Origin of the sequence: Paraburkholderia sediminicola, assembly GCF_046030555.1 — a bacterium.
Lineage (GTDB): Bacteria > Pseudomonadota > Gammaproteobacteria > Burkholderiales > Burkholderiaceae > Paraburkholderia > Paraburkholderia sediminicola_E.
Window position 1 is genome coordinate 1 of record NZ_JAQQCH010000022.1, and the last position, 15,892, is coordinate 15,892.

General features: G+C 63.1%; 14 protein-coding genes. 4 read left to right on the plus strand and 10 right to left on the minus strand.

Going from position 1 to position 15,892, the window contains the following annotated elements; genetic code table 11:
* Positions 1-68 precede the first annotated feature (68 nt).
* The 10 genes from PQQ52_RS26355 to PQQ52_RS26400 all read right to left on the minus strand — a co-directional run bounded on the left by PQQ52_RS26355 (position 69) and on the right by PQQ52_RS26400 (position 11,371).
* Positions 69-1,148 (minus strand): AI-2E family transporter, encoded by a 1,080-nt coding sequence (locus PQQ52_RS26355; protein WP_408217864.1) that lies wholly within the window; start codon positions 1,146-1,148, stop codon positions 69-71.
* Between the two features lie 138 nt (positions 1,149-1,286).
* The gene (locus PQQ52_RS26360) at positions 1,287-1,529 is read right to left on the minus strand and encodes a CsbD family protein (RefSeq protein ID WP_105506373.1); all 243 of its coding nucleotides are present in this window, start codon (positions 1,527-1,529) and stop codon (positions 1,287-1,289) included.
* Between the two features lie 81 nt (positions 1,530-1,610).
* Positions 1,611-1,793, minus strand: a complete 183-nt coding sequence (locus tag PQQ52_RS26365) for a CsbD family protein (RefSeq protein ID WP_408217867.1) — start codon at positions 1,791-1,793, stop codon at positions 1,611-1,613.
* A gap of 294 nt (positions 1,794-2,087) precedes the next feature.
* Positions 2,088-3,827 carry a PAS domain S-box protein gene (locus PQQ52_RS26370; RefSeq protein WP_408217870.1) on the minus strand — a complete coding sequence of 580 codons (1,740 nt, stop codon included), beginning with the start codon at positions 3,825-3,827 and terminating at the stop codon, positions 2,088-2,090.
* A gap of 24 nt (positions 3,828-3,851) precedes the next feature.
* On the minus strand, positions 3,852-5,000 hold the full coding sequence (locus PQQ52_RS26375; protein ID WP_408217873.1) for an enoyl-CoA hydratase/isomerase family protein: 1,149 nt from the start codon (positions 4,998-5,000) through the stop codon (positions 3,852-3,854).
* A complete protein-coding gene (locus tag PQQ52_RS26380) occupies positions 5,000-5,815 on the minus strand; it encodes an enoyl-CoA hydratase (protein ID WP_408217876.1) in 816 nt (271 codons plus the stop codon). The genes PQQ52_RS26375 and PQQ52_RS26380 overlap by 1 nt, the downstream gene beginning before the upstream one ends.
* The gene (gene mmsB, locus PQQ52_RS26385) at positions 5,812-6,735 is read right to left on the minus strand and encodes a 3-hydroxyisobutyrate dehydrogenase (RefSeq protein WP_408217879.1); all 924 of its coding nucleotides are present in this window, start codon (positions 6,733-6,735) and stop codon (positions 5,812-5,814) included. Before mmsB ends, PQQ52_RS26380 begins: the two co-directional genes overlap by 4 nt.
* Positions 6,736-6,776: 41 nt before the next feature.
* On the minus strand, positions 6,777-8,294 hold the full coding sequence (locus PQQ52_RS26390; RefSeq protein ID WP_408217881.1) for a CoA-acylating methylmalonate-semialdehyde dehydrogenase: 1,518 nt from the start codon (positions 8,292-8,294) through the stop codon (positions 6,777-6,779).
* Between the two features lie 59 nt (positions 8,295-8,353).
* Entirely contained in the window at positions 8,354-10,045 is a 1,692-nt protein-coding gene (locus PQQ52_RS26395; RefSeq protein ID WP_408217884.1) for an AMP-binding protein, read from the minus strand.
* A 192-nt stretch (positions 10,046-10,237) separates the two neighbouring features.
* Positions 10,238-11,371 (minus strand): acyl-CoA dehydrogenase, encoded by a 1,134-nt coding sequence (locus PQQ52_RS26400; RefSeq protein ID WP_408217887.1) that lies wholly within the window; start codon positions 11,369-11,371, stop codon positions 10,238-10,240.
* A gap of 296 nt (positions 11,372-11,667) precedes the next feature.
* Here PQQ52_RS26400 and PQQ52_RS26405 point away from each other — a divergent pair, with 296 nt between their 5' ends.
* The 4 genes from PQQ52_RS26405 to PQQ52_RS26420 all read left to right on the plus strand — a co-directional run bounded on the left by PQQ52_RS26405 (position 11,668) and on the right by PQQ52_RS26420 (position 15,636).
* Positions 11,668-12,714, plus strand: coding sequence for an AraC family transcriptional regulator (locus PQQ52_RS26405; protein WP_408217890.1), 1,047 nt, complete (start codon positions 11,668-11,670; stop codon positions 12,712-12,714).
* An 84-nt stretch (positions 12,715-12,798) separates the two neighbouring features.
* Positions 12,799-14,469 carry an NfeD family protein gene (locus PQQ52_RS26410; RefSeq protein ID WP_408217893.1) on the plus strand — a complete coding sequence of 557 codons (1,671 nt, stop codon included), beginning with the start codon at positions 12,799-12,801 and terminating at the stop codon, positions 14,467-14,469.
* A complete protein-coding gene (locus PQQ52_RS26415) occupies positions 14,466-15,239 on the plus strand; it encodes a slipin family protein (protein WP_408217896.1) in 774 nt (257 codons plus the stop codon). The genes PQQ52_RS26410 and PQQ52_RS26415 overlap by 4 nt, the downstream gene beginning before the upstream one ends.
* Before the next feature lie 139 nt (positions 15,240-15,378).
* Positions 15,379-15,636, plus strand: coding sequence for a DUF4148 domain-containing protein (locus PQQ52_RS26420; RefSeq protein ID WP_408217899.1), 258 nt, complete (start codon positions 15,379-15,381; stop codon positions 15,634-15,636).
* Positions 15,637-15,892: the final 256 nt, after the last annotated feature.

Below are 15,892 nucleotides of genomic sequence, written 5' to 3' on the forward strand. Positions count from 1 at the left end.
CACGAATAGACCGATAAAAATAGAAAAAGCCACCCTCGATACCCATAGAAGAAAACCCAAAACCCACCCTAATCAGCATCCGCAGTCAAAGCCCGCCGCGCACCGTCCCCCCGCGAAGACGCATAAAACCCCCTGGCCCGGCCAATAATAACCTTCAACATAGCAATCACCGGCACGGCCAGAAAAATCCCCACCACACCCCCAATCTGATCCCCAGCCAGCAACCCCACAATAACAAGAAAAGGACTCACCTCAACACCTTCACTCATCAGATAAGGATTCAACACATAATCCTGAAACAACCGATACAGCGCGATAAAAATCACCAGCCAAAGCAGATGTGAATAGCCACTAAAAACAGCCACCACAAGCGTAATAGCAATGGCGCCCAAGGGCCCGGCAAACGGCACAAACTCCAGCAGCGCTGTGCTCACCGCCAGCAAAAACGCATACGGCACGCCAAGCAACGAAAAAACCACCCCATAACAGATCAACGTCGCAAGCGACAAAAACAGCAACGCCCGCACATACTTGGACAAAAGCACATTCAGATCCGTGACGATCCCGGCCCACAACACGCGATGCCGGTCCGTCAGCACATCAAGAAACGCATCGCGCATCCGCGGACCTTCCTTGATCAGCATGAAGCTCAAAATCGGAATCAGCACGAGGTAAATCAGATTGCTCGCGGCATGCATCACGCCGAGCCCGACACTGCGCGCCATCGGCACGGCCTTATCGGAACCCGTCTCAATCTGGCCGCGCACGAAATCCACAATCCTTTCGCGCAACGGCTCAAGAAAATGCGGCAGCGGAAAGCGATTGGGCACGTCGGACTTCATCAATTCAGGCAGCTGCGCGAACAGATGCGTAGCCTGATCCTGCAATTGCACGCCGAATAGCGACCCCGCCACTGCGATCACCGCGACCACCACGACGAACACCAGCGCAATCGATGCAACCCGCGGCACGCGGCGCGGCCGGAAGCGGTCGACAAGATCGACCATCGGGTAAATCAGATAGCTGAAGAAGACCGCGAACACGACCACCAGCAAGGTGGACGACGCGGTATAGAGAATGAACAGCAGAAGTGCAATCAGAAACGCAGTCCAGACTTTCCGGGCTGTAGAGACGTCGAATCCCAGCATGAACTTTCCTCGAACAGACGATGAGATCCGGCGCTTCGGACGCGCCGGGATCATCGGACAACTAAGGCGCCCGCAGGGCTAAAGAGACGCGCCTCACGCACCGGTAGGCGATGCACCAGGCGTCCTGGCGCCGCGGACTTACATCAGCTTGCCCAGCAGAAATCCGACGCCGACCGCGATCAACAGCGCGCCGATGGGATTGTTGCGGGCAGTCTCGGCGACGTGGTCGACGCTATCGCCGTACTTCGCCTGCGCCTTGCCGGCAAGCTGACGGACCTTGCCCTCGGCCTGAAGGTCGACGTCGCCCGTCAAGCCACCGACGGCGTCCTGCACCTTGCCTGCCGCATCTTTCACGGTTCCTTCGAGCTGATTTGAATTCATCGATGTTCTCCTTGAACAGAATGAGCAAGCGGTCGCCGGCCGTAGCCGGCGTCTTGCGGCTGTTGCTTCGTGGCTGATCCGTTAGCGCTTCACGCGATCGCGGACCGCATCCGCCGTTTCGCCGACTTTAGACTGCACCTTGCCAGCCAGCTTTTCGGCCGCGCCCTCGACCTGAGTCGTCCGATTGCCGGTGACCTTGCCGATCGCTTCCTTCACGGAGCCCTTGACCTGTTTCGCTGCACCTTCGACCCGATTCTTGTCCATGATGATTTCCTTGAAAGCTGGAGTTGCACACAAAAGACGTCGAGCGCGCAATGCCTGAGGGGCCTGAGCCCTTTCATACCGACACTCGACGCAGGATTTCAGTGTCCCGGTTCACCGTCCCCGCCGACAGGCGCGAATGCACCGGATCGCCTGGTGCATTTGAACCGCACGTCACCGCGTCTGAACCGGCGGATCAGCCGGCTTCGATGCCTGTCGCGCCGGCTCGGCCGAAGCTCTGCAGCACGGTTCGTTCCCGGCCGCGCGCCCCGTCGGGAACATGCGGGACAAAACCGCCTAGGGCGTCCTGGAACCCTTGCGGCGCGGCGCTTTGGCGGGTGTGAGGCCAAAATGACCACGCGTCTGCGCCCACACGATCGCCTCGCTCCGGCTATGCACATCGAGCTTGGCGTAGATCGTAGCGACGTGATTACGCACCGTGTTCGGCGCGAGGCCCAGCTCTCTGGCGATCTCCTTGTCCGCGAGGCCGGCGCACAGGCAGGAAAACACATCCCGCTCACGCGCGGTCAGATCCGCGAAATGGCCCCCGACGTCGGGCGCGTTCGCGCGCCGCACGTTGACGAGCTTTTCGATCAGTGTCTGGCTGAACCAGGAGGCGTCCTGCATGACGGTTTCGATCGCCGTCACCAGTTCCATTTCGGAGCGCTTGCGCTCGGTAATGTCGAGCAGGGTCATCAGCACGCAGTCCTTGCCGTGGATGCTGACCGCTTCGGCCGACACCAAACAGTTCAGCACGTCGCCCGCGTGATTGTTCACCTGGAATTCGACGTTACGCAGACTGCCGGAGCCGGCCAGCGCTTCGCTGATCCGCGCGCACGCGTCGCCGTGCCACAGGCCGCTCTGATCGAGCTGCTTGCCCAGCAGCTCTTCGGAGGAGAAACCGGTGGTCGCAGTGAAGGCGTCGTTGATATCGAGCGTCATGTAATCGCCGGCGACGAACAGCGCGGTGGGCACCGGCGTCATCCGGAACGACTTCGCGAAACGCTCCTCGCTCTGCCGCAGCGCGCTCTCGGCGCGTTTGCGCGGTTCGAGGTCCATGAAGGTGAACAGCATGCAGGCTTCTTCGCCGATATCGATCGGCTGGCCCGCCACCACCACGAACTTATTGCCGCCTTCGGGGAGGCGCAGCAGCGCTTCCATCTGCGGAATGGTCGAACCTTCGCTGAGCCGTTCGATGGCGAGTTCACGCTTCTCCGCGCCTTCAAAAACGTCGAGCTCGTACACTGAGCGGCCGATCACGTCCTCGCGCACATAGCCGGTCATCTCCAGAAAGCCCTGATTGACCTTGATATAGCGCTGATCGCTGAGGCGGCAGATGACGGCCGGCGCGGGATTGGCGTTGAAGGTCTTTTCGAAGCGCTTCTCGGCGCTCGCCCACTCGCTCGCGTCGTGCAGGATCAGCGCAAGACAATCGGGCTCGCCGCGGGCGTTAGTCAGCACGAGGCTGCGCACACGATGCACCCAGTTCACCTCTTCGTCATGGGCCGGGAAGACCTCGACCACCACGTCGCTGAAACACTCGCCCGCCACCACACGTTCAATCGGATAACTGCCTTCGGGCAGCGGATGGTTGTTGCGGTAACGCAGCCGGAAGCGCTCGCGATATTCAGTGACATCCGCACCCAGTTGCGCGACTTCGGCAATGCCGTGCATCTCCAACGCGGCCTGGTTCGCCCAGACGATGGTCTGGTCCGGCTCGATGAGGATCACGCCCTCGGTCAGCCCTGTGATGATCTGCTGTAACTGGCGACGGTCAGTCTGCGTACGCAGCACCTTGTCGTCGACGGGCGGCTGGGGATCGTCTGAACCGTTGGATTGCACCGGTGGCGAGGGGGCGGCGGGAGCTGTTGCGGTCATTATTATATTGGCGCGCGAGGGGCGCACACGAGAGCCTGTCCAGACCGCAGAATGGACCAAATCGCGCCGCCGCGCCAATAGCCAATGCACCAGGCGTTCTGGTGCACTTGCACCAGGTGCAGGGGCCCTGGCGGCGACAAGCGCCCGCCGCCGCGTCATACGGCGTGGCAGGCGCGGGTTACATCAGCCTGCTTCGGCGCCCAATGCGGACAGCGGATGTGTTTCCCTCTTCCACGGCGACACCAGAAAATGCCGGACGCGCTCCGGCCGCACTTCCGCGAGCGCCGCGGGCGCCCACCGGCTTTTGCGATCCTTGTCGATCAGCTGCGCCCGCACGCCTTCGCAGAAATCGCCCTCCTCGATCACCCGCTTGACGATGCCCAACTCCATCCGGAAGCACTCGGCCAAGGTCATCTGCCGGCCGCGCAGCAGCGCCTCGCGCGTGACGTACAGCATCGTGGGCGAGTGCCCGGTCATCGCGTCGTAGGCGGCTTGCAGCCATTGCTTCACCTCGCGCGGCGGCTCGCGCTCCAGATCGTGGCGCAATGTTGCGACGATCCGCTCGATGCTCGAGCGCCGGTCGAAATGTCTCAGGATCAACTGGGTATACGGCCCCAATGCAGCATGCGGAATGATGTTGCACGGCGGTTCGAACACCCCGCGCAATGCCGCCATCAGGTCCCCCGCATGCGACATGCGCTGCAGGCGCTCCTCGAACGTGGCAAGCCACTCCGCCGGCACACACACGTCCGCCAGTAGCAGGCGCAGCGCATCGGCGCCGGATAAGGTCACGCCCGTGAGCCCGACGTACAGTTCGATCTCCGTCGGCATCACGCTCAGGAAACGCGTTGCGCCGACGTCCGGCAGAAAACCGATACGCGTCTCCGGCATCGCGATCTTGCTGCGTTCCGTGACGATGCGCAGCCGCGCCGCCTGACCGAGCCCCATGCCGCCGCCCATCGAGATGCCGTCGAGCAAGGCGACCACCGGCTTCGGAAACGTGTGCAGCGCATAGTCGAGCCGGTATTCGTCGACGAAGAATGCCAGCCACCGGTTGTCGCCATTTTTCACGAGCCGGTGCACTTCGCGTACGTCGCCGCCGGCGCAAAAACCCTTGGTGCCCGCGCCTTTCAGCACGAGGGCGACGATGCCGTCATCGGTACGGCAGTGTTCGACCAGTATGGCAAGCTCACGCACCATCGCATGCGATAGCGCATTGAGCGCGGCCGGCCGGTTCAGCGTGATGATCGCCACACGGTTGACGACGCGAAACAGAATCTCGCGCTCCGCTTCCACGCTCGCATCGAGTCGGACGCTCTGCAAGGCGCTCATCAACGGGTCTCCTGCTCAGCGTTCCCTGCCTGTCCAGCTTGCGTCACCTGCCAGCGAGGCGCCCGCTTCTCGAGGAATGCATTGACGCCTTCGCGCTGATCGGCGCCGTCGAACAGATCGACAAAGCGTTCCCGCTCCACCGCCAGGGCCGCCGCGCGCGGCACGCCGTTGCGGCCCTGGTGAATCAGCGTCTTGCTGAAACCAACCGCTTGTGGGCTCAATGTCGCGACGCGCGCCGCCATCGTCAGTGCTGCCTCGCGCGCCGCGCCTTTTTCCACCACCTCTTCGACCAGACCGATACGCAATGCGGTCGCTGCATCGACGCGTTCACCGGTCAGAATCATTCGCTTGGCCCAGCCTTCGCCGACCAGCCACGGCAACGTCTGCGTGCCGCAGCCGCACGGCAGCAAGCCCACCGCCGTTTCAGGCAGAGCCATCAATGCGTGTTGCTCGGCAATGCGGATATCGCAGGCCAGCGCGCATTCGAGCCCACCCCCCATCGCATAGCCGTTGATCGCGGCGATCACCACCGGCCGCGCGTTCTGCAAGGTCTCGAAGGCCGTGCCAAAGCGCGTCGCCGCCGTGCGCGCGACTTCGCGGTTGCCGTCGGCGAATGTATTCAGGTCGGCGCCCGCACTGAAGAACTTGGGGCCGTCGCCCGTGATCACGATGGCCCGCACGCGCGCTTCGCCGTTCAGACTTTCGACGGTCTCCTGCAACATCAGCAAGCCATCCGGGGTGAACGCATTTGCAGGCGGCCGCTTGAGCGTCAGCAGCGCGACGGCGCCGTCGTGTGCGTAGTCGAGTTCGATCATGACGCGTCTCCGCCCTTGGCGTCTTTGCTGTCCTTGCTGTCCTGACGATAGAGCTTGATCACCGCCGAGAAGTCCAGACGTCCCGCGCCCTTCGTGCTCATCGTCTGATAAAGCTGCTGGGCCAAGGCGCCGAGATACACCGGTTGACGCGCGAATTTCGCGGCGTCGGTGGCGAGGCCCAGGTCCTTGAGCATCAGATCGGTGCCGAAGCCGCCGGTATAACCGCGCGTGGACGGCGCGGTTTCGATCACGCCAGGCATCGGGTTATACGTGTCCGAACTCCAGCAACGGCCCGTCGACGTATTGATGATGCCGCCCAGCACTTTCGGGTCGATGCCGAGCGCCTCACCCAACGACATCGCCTCGGCCACGCCCGCCATCGTGATGCCGAGCACGAGGTTGTTGCAGATCTTCGCGACCTGACCGGTGCCGGTCTCGCCGCAATGCACGATGTTCTTGCCCATCGCCGACAACACCGGCTTGACCTGCTCGTACGCGCTCGCGCTGCCGCCGACCATGAAGGTCAGCGTGCCCGCCGCCGCGCCGCCGGTGCCGCCCGAGACGGGTGCGTCGACGAAGGTGTTGCCGTGTTGCAAAGCAAGCTCAGCGAATGCCTTCACGCTTGCCGGGTCGATCGTGCTCGAATCGATGATCGTCACGCCTTTCGCGATGCCGGCGAAAACACCGTCATCCGCGGTCAGCACGCTGCGCACGTGCGCGGCGGCGGGCAGCATCGTCACCACACATTCGACATCGGTCACCGCGGCTTTCGGCGAAGCTGCCGCTTTGGCACCCGCGTCGACGAGTGACTGCACGGCCTGCGCGTTGAGGTCGAATACGTTGACCGCGTGGCCCGCCTTGAGCAGGTTGAGCGCCATCGGCGCGCCCATATTGCCGAGTCCGATAAAGCCAATTTTCATGATGTCGTCTCCTATCCCATGCAAAGCAATACACCGTGGACTCAGCGCAGGCTGATGGTCGTGTTGACGCCGTCATTGACGGTGTCGTCGTCGAACCAGCGCGCGGTAACGGTTTTGGTCTGCGTGTAGAACTGCACGACCTGTTTGCCATAAGGGCCGAGGTCGCCGAGTTTCGAGCCGCGCGAACCGGTAAAGCTGAAGGACGGCACAGGCACCGGAATCGGAATGTTAATGCCGACCTGGCCGATGTCGATCTCGCTCTGGAATTTGCGTGCCGCGGCGCCGCTTTGCGTGAAGAGACCCACGCCGTTGCCGAACGGGTTGCTGTTGACGAGCGCGATCGCATCATCGAGTGTCGCGACATTCAGCACCACCAGTACCGGGCCGAAGATTTCCTGGCGGTAGATTTCCATCTCGGTGGTGACGTCGGTGAAGACCGTCGGGCCGATGAAGTTGCCTTGCTCATAGCCTGGAACCTTCACGTCGCGGCCATCGAGCGCCAGCGTGGCGCCCTCTTTCACGCCTGTTTCGATCAGGCCGAGAATGCGCTGCTTCGCCGCGCGTGAGACCACCGGGCCGATATCCGTTTTCGGTTCGTTACCCGCGTTGACCTTGAGCGTCCTGGCCTTTGCGACCAGATCAGGCAGCCATTGCTGCGCCGCGCCGACCAGCACAACCACGGAAGTCGCCATGCAACGCTGTCCTGCTGCGCCGAAACCGGCACCCGCCAGCGCATTCAAAGTCTGCTCGCGATTCGCATCGGGCAGCACGACCGCGTGATTCTTGGCGCCCATCATCGATTGCACGCGCTTGCCGTGTTCACTGCCGAGGCGATAAACATGCGTGCCGACCGCCGTCGAGCCAACGAACGAAATCGCTTTCACCAGATCGTGTGTGCAGAGCGCGTCGACCACGTCCTTGCCGCCGTGCACGACATTCAGCACGCCCTTCGGCACGCCGGCTTCAAGCGCCAGTTCGACCAGTTGCATGGTCGACAGCGGATCCTGCTCGGAAGGCTTCAGCACGAACGTATTGCCGCAGACGATCGCCATCGGGAACATCCACAGCGGGATCATCGCGGGAAAATTGAACGGCGTGATGCCGGCGCATACACCGATCGGCTGACGCAGCGTGTAGGTATCCACGCCGCCTGCGACGTTCTCGGCGAATTCCCCCTGCTGCAGGGTACCGATCGAACACGCGTGCTCGACCACTTCGAGGCCGCGGAAGATATCGCCTTCCGCGTCAGGAATCGTCTTGCCTTGCTCGGCGCTCAAGGTTTTTGCGATGCGCGGCGAATGCTCGCGAATCAGCGCCTGGTACTTCAGCATGATGCGCATGCGCGCGCCGATCGGCGTGTCCTTCCACGTCTTGAACGCGGTGTGTGCCGAGCGGATCGCTTCGTTCACTTCATCGGCGGTGGCGAACGGCACGCGTGCGAGCACTTCTTGCGTCGCCGGGTTGACGATGTCGCGCCATTCGGTGGTTTTGGATTCGACGAACTCGCCATTGATCAGCAGTTTGACGGTGGCGGCATTGTTCGAAGCAATTGCGTTCATGCTGGAACTCCTGTAGTGGTCGCGCGTGGCGGCCGGACAGTGACTGGGAATAAAAATAATCAACGCAGATCGGGGAAGTCCTCTTCCCAATACTCGCCGGGCAGACGCGCGGGCTCAGCCTCGCGTTCCATTTCGCGGCGTCGCAATTCAACGCGGCGAATCTTGCCGGAGATGGTTTTCGGTAATTCGCTGAATTGCAGGCGGCGAATCCGCTTGTACGGTGCGAGTTTTTCGCGCGAGAACGCGAAGACCGCGCGAGCGAGTTCGGGGCCCGCTTCGTAACCCTGGCGCACCGTGACGAATGCTTTGGGCACGGACAAACGCAGCGCATCGGCACTCGGCACCACGGCTGCTTCGCCGATCGCTTCGTGTTCGATCAGCACGCTTTCGAGTTCGAATGGACTCAGCCGGTAATCGGACGATTTGAAAACGTCGTCGGCGCGGCCCACGTAGACGTAGTAGCCGTCATCTCGGCGCAGCGCGACATCCGAGGTGTGGTAGAACCCGTTGCGCATGGCTTGTGCGGTGGCATTGGCGTTGTTCGCGTAGCCGGTCATCAGGCCGAGCGGGCGTTCGGCTAAAGGCAGCGAGATTTCGCCTTCGGTGACGGGTTGATCGTCGGCATCGAGGAGCGCGATTGTGTAGCCCGGTAGCGGCCGGCCCATTGAACCCGGCACCACCGGTTGCCCCGGCGGGTTGCCGATCTGGCAGGTCGTTTCGGTCTGGCCGAACCCGTCACGAATCGTGATACCCCACGCATGCTTGACGCGTTCGATAATCTCCGGATTCAACGGCTCGCCCGCGCCAACGATCTCGCGCAGCTTCACTGGATAGTCGGTGAGATGCTCCTGCACGAGCATGCGCCAGACGGTCGGCGGTGCGCATAGTGTAGTGACGTTGAAACGCACCAGCACATCGAGCGTGTCTTTCGGCACGAAGCGCGGAAAGTTGAAAACGAACACGCAGGCCTGCGCATTCCACGGCGCGTAGAAGCAACTCCATGCGTGCTTGGCCCAGCCCGGCGAACTGATGTTCCAATGGATGTCGTTGGGTTGAAGACCGATCCAGTACATCGTCGACAGATGGCCGACCGGGTAACTCTGGTGCGTGTGCTCGACCAGCTTCGGCTTGGACGTGGTGCCCGATGTGAAATACAGCAGCAGTGGATCGGTGGACTGGGTGACGCCGTCCGACGTGAATTGCGGCGAAGCGTCATAGCCTGCGGCAAGATCGATCCAGCCGTCGCGCGGTGCGCCGACCGAGATGCGTGTGAGCGGCACGTCGAGTGCGTCGAACTTGGCCAGCTCCGCGCTATCGACCACGACGAAAGTCGCGCCACCGATCTGCACGCGGTCGCGCACGTCGTCGGCGGAAAGCTGGGTAGTGGCCGGCAGGACGATTGCACCGAGCTTCATGGCCGCGAGCATCACGTCCCACAGTTCGACGCGGTTCGGCAGCATCAGCAATAAACGGTCGCCGCGCCCCACCCCGAGGCTGCGCAGGAAGTTCGCCATGCGCGACGAGCGCTCTGACATTTGCGCGTAGGAGAGGCGCAAACCGTCGCTTGCCGGATCGTCGACGATCCACAACGCCGGGTTGTCGTTATCTCGCGCGATCACGTCGAAGTAATCGAGCGCCCAGTTGAACTCCCCTGGCGCCGGCCACACGAATTCGCGGTAAGCGCGGTCGTAATCGGTTCGATGGCGCAATAACAGGTCACGCGCTTCGAGAAAGCCCTTCGCTACAGTCATTGTCGTCTCCTATGTCGATCGGAGTTGGCGCTTTAGCGCTTACTTCGATCCCATGCACCGCAGTCGATCGGAGTTGGCGCTTTAGCGCTTACTTCGATCCCATGCTAATGGCGCGGTACGCGCTCTGTTTTTTGCCTCTGCTTTTGCCTGACCGGCAGGCTATTTTGCGCTCAAACGCCGTCTAACTTGCGTTTAAACGTGGCGTGCGATAACCATCCGCTGCACTTCGCTGGTTCCTTCGTAAATCTGCGTGATGCGGGCGTCGCGATAATGGCGCTCCACCGCATAGTCCTCGAGATAGCCATAGCCGCCGTGAATCTGGATCGCATTCGAGCAGATTTCCTCGGCGAGTTCCGAGGCAAACAGCTTGGCCTGCGACGCCTCGGACAAACACGGCCTGCCCGCCGTGCGCAGCCGCGCCGCGTGATGCACGAGCAGACGCGCGGCGTTCAGACGGGTCGCCATGTCGGCGAGCATGTTGGCAATCGTTTGATGGTCCTTCAGCGCCTTGCCGAACTGGATGCGTTCGTTCGCGTAGAGACGCGCGGCGTCGAACGCGGCTCGCGCGATACCGACCGCCTGCGCCGCTATACCGATGCGGCCGCCCTCAAGATTCGACAATGCGATACGCAGGCCTTCGCCCGGTTCGCCGAGCAGATTGGCTTCGGGCACCGTACAATCGTCAAGCGAGATCGGGCAGGTGTCCGATGCGCGAATGCCGAGCTTGTGCTCGGGCTTGCCGACGTTAAAGCCCGGCGTATCGGTCGGCACGATAAAAGCCGACAGGCCGCGCTTGCCACGATCAGGATCGGTAACAGCAAACACGATCGCGATGCTGGCACGCGCCCCGTTGGTCACGAACTGCTTGTTGCCGTTGAGAATCCACTTGCCATCGCGCAGCACCGCGCGGGTGCGCAGATTGTTCGCCTCGGAGCCGGCTTGCGGCTCGGTCAGGCAGAACGCGCCGATGCGGCGTCCCGTGGCGAGGTCTTGCAGATAGCGGTCTTTTTGCGCGTCGGTGCCGAAGTTCAGGATCGGCCCGCAGCCGACCGAGTTATGCACGCTCATCAGCGTGGCGCAGGCGGCGCAGCCCGCGGCGATCTCTTCGAGCGCGAGCGCATAGGCCACGTAGTCGGTATAGGTGCCGCCCCACTCGGACGGCACGATCATGCCGAGAAAACCCAGCTCGCCCATTTGCGTCACGACTTCCGCCGGCAGCCTGGCGTCGCGATCCCACTGCCCGGCGTATGGCGCGAGGCGCTCCGTGGCGAAGTCGCGGGCGGCGTCGCGGATCATCCGCTGTTCGTCGGTGTAGAAGCTGTCCATGCTTGATCCTGTTATGTGCACAGAGTCGCGGCGGCGAGGCGCGGCCTCGTTATCTGCGACTCATCGCGGGGGAGGGTCGGCCTCGCCGTGGTGTCTCCGGGCGATGTGTCCCGCGATCGGTTCAGGCCAAGTGTAGGGAAGCTGCCGGACCGGTTCGATGCTCAGCCCGATCATTCTGGTTGAGCGCATTTGCCATACCGGTATCATGAAGCCTTCGCTCAAGCCGCGTTTTCAAAGGCTTAGCGAATCGCCACAAGGAAAATGTTGAGCGCGTTTGCCAGACAGCCATTAAAAACATGAAGAACCTCAAGAACGACAGAGGCACGATTTCCGTCAGCCTGGTCGAAGAGGCCCTGGCCTTGGCGCGGGCACGCGGTTTCGAGGCGCTGCCGCTCGCCGAAGCCGCCGGCATCGCGGCAACGATGCTGGCGTCACCGAAAAGCCGGGTCTCGTCGGCGCAGTATGGCGCGCTGTGGGCCGGCATCGCCCGCGCGTTGGACGACGAGTTCTTCGGCCAGGACTCGCATCGTATGAAAAGCGGCAGCTTCATCGCGATGACGCAGATGGCGCTGAGCGCGCGTAACGGCGCGCAGGCGCTCGCCCGGGCCGTCGGCTTCATGCGGCTCGTGCTGGACGATCTTGGCGCGCAGATCGAGACGGATGCGCAGCGGGTGCGACTCAGGTTCGTCGAACGTGAGGGCACAAAGCCGCCGGCCATGTTCGCTTATGCGACCTACTTCATCGTCGTCTACGGGCTGCTGTGCTGGCTGGTCGGGCGGCGCATTCCATTGATCGAGGCGCGCTTTCGCTGCGCCGAACCGCCCGCCGCGCATGAATACCGTCTGATGTTCTGCGACGACATGACGTTCGATCAAGCCGGGTCGTACGTCGATCTGTCGCCGGCGTTTCTCGAGCTGCCGGTGATCCAGACCACGAAGTCGGTCAAGCCGTTCCTGCGCGATGCGCCCGGCAGCTTCATCGTCAAGTACCGCAATCCCGGCTCGCTTGCCGCGCGCGTGCGCAAGATGCTGCGTGCGCTGCCAATGGCCGGCTGGCCCGCCGCCGACCAGATGGCGCTGCGCCTGCACGTCGCTGAAGCGACGATGCGGCGGCGTCTGAAGCAGGAAGGCTATACGTATCAGTCGATCAAGGACGACTTGCGGCGCGATATCGCCATCGGCGAACTGCAGGATACCGACCGCACGATCGCCGACATCGCCACCGCCGTGGGTTTCGCCGAACCGAGCGCGTTTCATCGCGCGTTTCGCAAATGGACCGGCATGCGGCCGAGCGATTACCGGCCGGCGCGTGCGGATTTCACGCGTCGCACGGAATCGGACTAAGCTGTAAGGAGCAGGCCAGCCTTTTTTTGGGGTATCGGCCCGCGCCCGCCGATACCCGTCGGCATGGCGCGGCAGCCGTTAGCGATGAGCACGTTTTTACGTCTCCCGTTCCGGCAGTCTGGTCCGCGCCCTGCGCTTATCCGTAGCCCAGGCGTGGGCCGGTTGATGCGCGGCATGACCGCGTTCGGCGTGCTTTTGGCATTTGGATTCGCGTTGTGCGAAACCACGCCGCGGGCGTGGGTCGCCGAGGCCGCCGTCGCGCCGAATAGCGTTGTCGTCATTCCCGTGAGCGGAGCGATCAGTCCGGCCAGCGCCGACTTCATCGTGCGCAGCCTGCAGCGTGCCGCCGACGATCGTGCCCAACTCGCGGTGCTGCAACTCGATACGCCCGGCGGGCTGGATACGTCGATGCGGCAGATCATCAAGGCGATTCTCGGCTCGCCGGTGCCGGTCGCCACCTTTATCGCCCCGAGTGGCGCGCGGGCGGCGAGCGCCGGCACCTATATCGTCTACGCCAGCCATATTGCGGCGATGGCCCCGGGCACCAATCTCGGCGCGGCGACGCCGATCCAGATGGGCATCGGCGGTGCGGAGCCGCCTGCGGGCGGCGGCGGTATGCCGGGCCTGCCGGGCACGGGAGGCGGAGGCGGCGCTGGCGGCCAAAAGAGCGAACCGGCAATGCCTGCCTCAGCCGGCTCGGTGAACTCAGCCAGTTCGACGCGTTCAGCCCCCTCGACGACGAACGCAGCCAGTTCGCCCGCCGCCAGCGCGCCCAGCGCCGCCCTTCCGCTCGACACCCAATCCACCGAAATGCGCAAGCAGGTCCATGACGCCGCCGCCTACATCCGCGGCCTCGCGCAAATGCGCGGACGCAACGCCGACTGGGCCGAGCGCGCCGTGCGCGAGGCCGTCAGCCTGTCGGCCAGCGAAGCGTTCGCGCAGCACGTGGTCGATCTGAATGCGCGCGACATTCCGGACCTGTTGCGCCAGGTGGACGGCCGCACGATCAGCACGAGCCGCGGCGACGTCAAGCTCAGCACCGCGAACGCACCGGTGGTCACGCTCGAACCCGACTGGCGCAGCCAGTTCCTCGCGGTCATCACCGATCCGAACGTCGCGCTGGTGCTGCTGATGATCGGCATGTACGGCCTCTTCTTCGAGTTCGCCAATCCGGGCTTCGTGCTGCCGGGCGTGGTCGGCGCCATCAGTCTGCTGATGGGACTCTTCGCGATGCAGATGCTGCCGGTCAATTACGTCGGGCTCGGCCTGATCTTTCTCGGCATCGCATTCCTGATCGGCGAGGCGTTTCTGCCGACCTTCGGCTCGCTCGGCTTCGGCGGGGTGGTCGCGTTCGTGATCGGCGCACTGATGCTGATCGATACCGACGTGCCTGGCTACGGCATTCCGCTCCCCCTGATCGCGGCCGTGGTCGTGTTCAGTGTGGTGTTTGTATTCGGCGTGTCGAGACTCGCCTTGCGGGCACGACGCCGGCCCGTGGTGACCGGCTCGGAAGGGCTGATCGGCAGTCTCGGCGTCGTGCTCGACGGTGGCCTGTTGCCGGACGATGGCCCGCTGCCAGGAAATGCGGCTGCGGGCGGCACGCTGGCGGGCTGGGCTCAGGTGCAGGGGGAACGCTGGCGGGTGTCCAGCACGGCTCCGGTCGCGGCCGGTCACGCGGTGCGCGTCACGGCGCGGCGCGGACTGACGCTGACCGTGGTGCCCGCGGAAGCACTACAACAAGGAGAACGCTCATGATCGGCTTCACATTTGGTTTCAGCAGCATTCTGATTCTGCTGGTGGCTGCACTGATTGCTTCGTCGATACGGATTTTTCGTGAGTACGAACGCGGCGTGGTGTTCATGCTCGGGCGCTTCTGGAAGGTCAAGGGGCCGGGCTTGGTTCTGATCATCCCGATCGTGCAACAGGCGGTGCGCATGGATTTGCGCACCGTTGTGTTCGACGTGCCGCCGCAAGACGTGATTACGCGCGACAACGTTTCGGTGAAGGTCAACGCGGTGGTGTACTTCCGTGTGGTCGATCCGGAAAAAGCCGTGATTCAGGTGGCGCGTTATTTCGATGCGACCAGCCAGTTGTCGCAAACCACGTTGCGCTCGGTGCTCGGCAAGCACGAACTCGACGAACTGCTCGCCGACCGCGAGCAGCTGAACGCCGATATCCAGAAAGTGCTGGACTCGCAGACCGACGCGTGGGGCATCAAGGTGTCGATCGTCGAGATCAAGCATGTTGACATCAACGAGACGATGATCCGCGCGATCGCCCGTCAGGCCGAGGCCGAGCGCGAACGGCGCGCCAAGGTGATTCACGCACAAGGCGAATTGCAGGCCTCGCAGCATCTGCTGGAAGCGGCGCAGACGCTCTCGAAACAACCGCAGGCGATGCAGTTGCGGTACCTGCAAACCCTCACGACGATTGCCGCCGACAAGAATTCGACGATCGTATTTCCGCTGCCGATCGATCTGCTGAGCGCGGTGCTGGACCGCTTCAGCAAGCCGTCGGCCTCCTGAACCGGGGATCGTGCCGGTTCAATTGGGGGCGCTTTGGATCACAGGATGAAACGGTGCATTGCCTTTCATCGACTTACTCGAAATGCTTACGAAAATTAAAATCTAGGGGTCGTTTTTAACCGCTCCATGGGAGCCAATCATGAAAATCGCTTCTTTAGTTGGACTCGGCGCGCTGTTAGCCGCCGTGAGCATGAGCACCGCGTTTGCACAGACGTCGCGGCCTTACGACCCATCGGCGCCGCTAACGCGTGCCCAGGTGAAAGCCGATCTGGCCGAATGGCGCGCCGCCGGCTACGATCCGCTCGACTGGATCGACTATCCGGACAACGCGCAACGCGCGGGCCGCATCGTCGCCGCGCGGCGGGCGCAGCAGATGGGCGCAAGCATGACGCAGTAATCAGTCCCGTTCGGGCCTGGTGCGCCAGGCCCCGTCTTTCCCCACTCCCCCGAAAGTCCACCGTCCCCCGCCACAACATCGTAAATTCACTTGCCGCTCCGCCGCGCGCGCAGGCAAGGTATCATCTCGCCCCTTCAGCAAACCCCACAGTCACGCAATACGGTTGGTTCGCCGCCACCAATCATGATTACAATCCGCCGGTAGGCCTGGCCGCGTGGCGGACGGGTGCCGTGTCGGACGGCACAGTCGCCCTTTT

Excerpts from the sequence above, each read along its gene's own strand:
- PQQ52_RS26415 (WP_408217896.1), top strand. The coding sequence starts at position 14,466 with ATGATCGGCTTCACATTTGGTTTCAGCAGCATTCTGATTCTGCTGGTG.
- PQQ52_RS26380 (WP_408217876.1), bottom strand. The coding sequence starts at position 5,815 with ATGATCGAACTCGACTACGCACACGACGGCGCCGTCGCGCTGCTGACG.
- PQQ52_RS26400 (WP_408217887.1), bottom strand. The coding sequence starts at position 11,371 with ATGGACAGCTTCTACACCGACGAACAGCGGATGATCCGCGACGCCGCC.
- PQQ52_RS26410 (WP_408217893.1), top strand. The coding sequence starts at position 12,799 with ATGAGCACGTTTTTACGTCTCCCGTTCCGGCAGTCTGGTCCGCGCCCT.
- PQQ52_RS26395 (WP_408217884.1), bottom strand. The coding sequence starts at position 10,045 with ATGACTGTAGCGAAGGGCTTTCTCGAAGCGCGTGACCTGTTATTGCGC.
- PQQ52_RS26370 (WP_408217870.1), bottom strand. The coding sequence starts at position 3,827 with ATGACGCGGCGGCGGGCGCTTGTCGCCGCCAGGGCCCCTGCACCTGGT.
- PQQ52_RS26375 (WP_408217873.1), bottom strand. The coding sequence starts at position 5,000 with ATGAGCGCCTTGCAGAGCGTCCGACTCGATGCGAGCGTGGAAGCGGAG.
- PQQ52_RS26420 (WP_408217899.1), top strand. The coding sequence starts at position 15,379 with ATGAAAATCGCTTCTTTAGTTGGACTCGGCGCGCTGTTAGCCGCCGTG.
- mmsB (WP_408217879.1), bottom strand. The coding sequence starts at position 6,735 with ATGAAAATTGGCTTTATCGGACTCGGCAATATGGGCGCGCCGATGGCG.
- PQQ52_RS26360 (WP_105506373.1), bottom strand. The coding sequence starts at position 1,529 with ATGAATTCAAATCAGCTCGAAGGAACCGTGAAAGATGCGGCAGGCAAG.
- PQQ52_RS26390 (WP_408217881.1), bottom strand. The coding sequence starts at position 8,294 with ATGAACGCAATTGCTTCGAACAATGCCGCCACCGTCAAACTGCTGATC.
- PQQ52_RS26355 (WP_408217864.1), bottom strand. The coding sequence starts at position 1,148 with ATGCTGGGATTCGACGTCTCTACAGCCCGGAAAGTCTGGACTGCGTTT.
- PQQ52_RS26405 (WP_408217890.1), top strand. The coding sequence starts at position 11,668 with ATGAAGAACCTCAAGAACGACAGAGGCACGATTTCCGTCAGCCTGGTC.
- PQQ52_RS26365 (WP_408217867.1), bottom strand. The coding sequence starts at position 1,793 with ATGGACAAGAATCGGGTCGAAGGTGCAGCGAAACAGGTCAAGGGCTCC.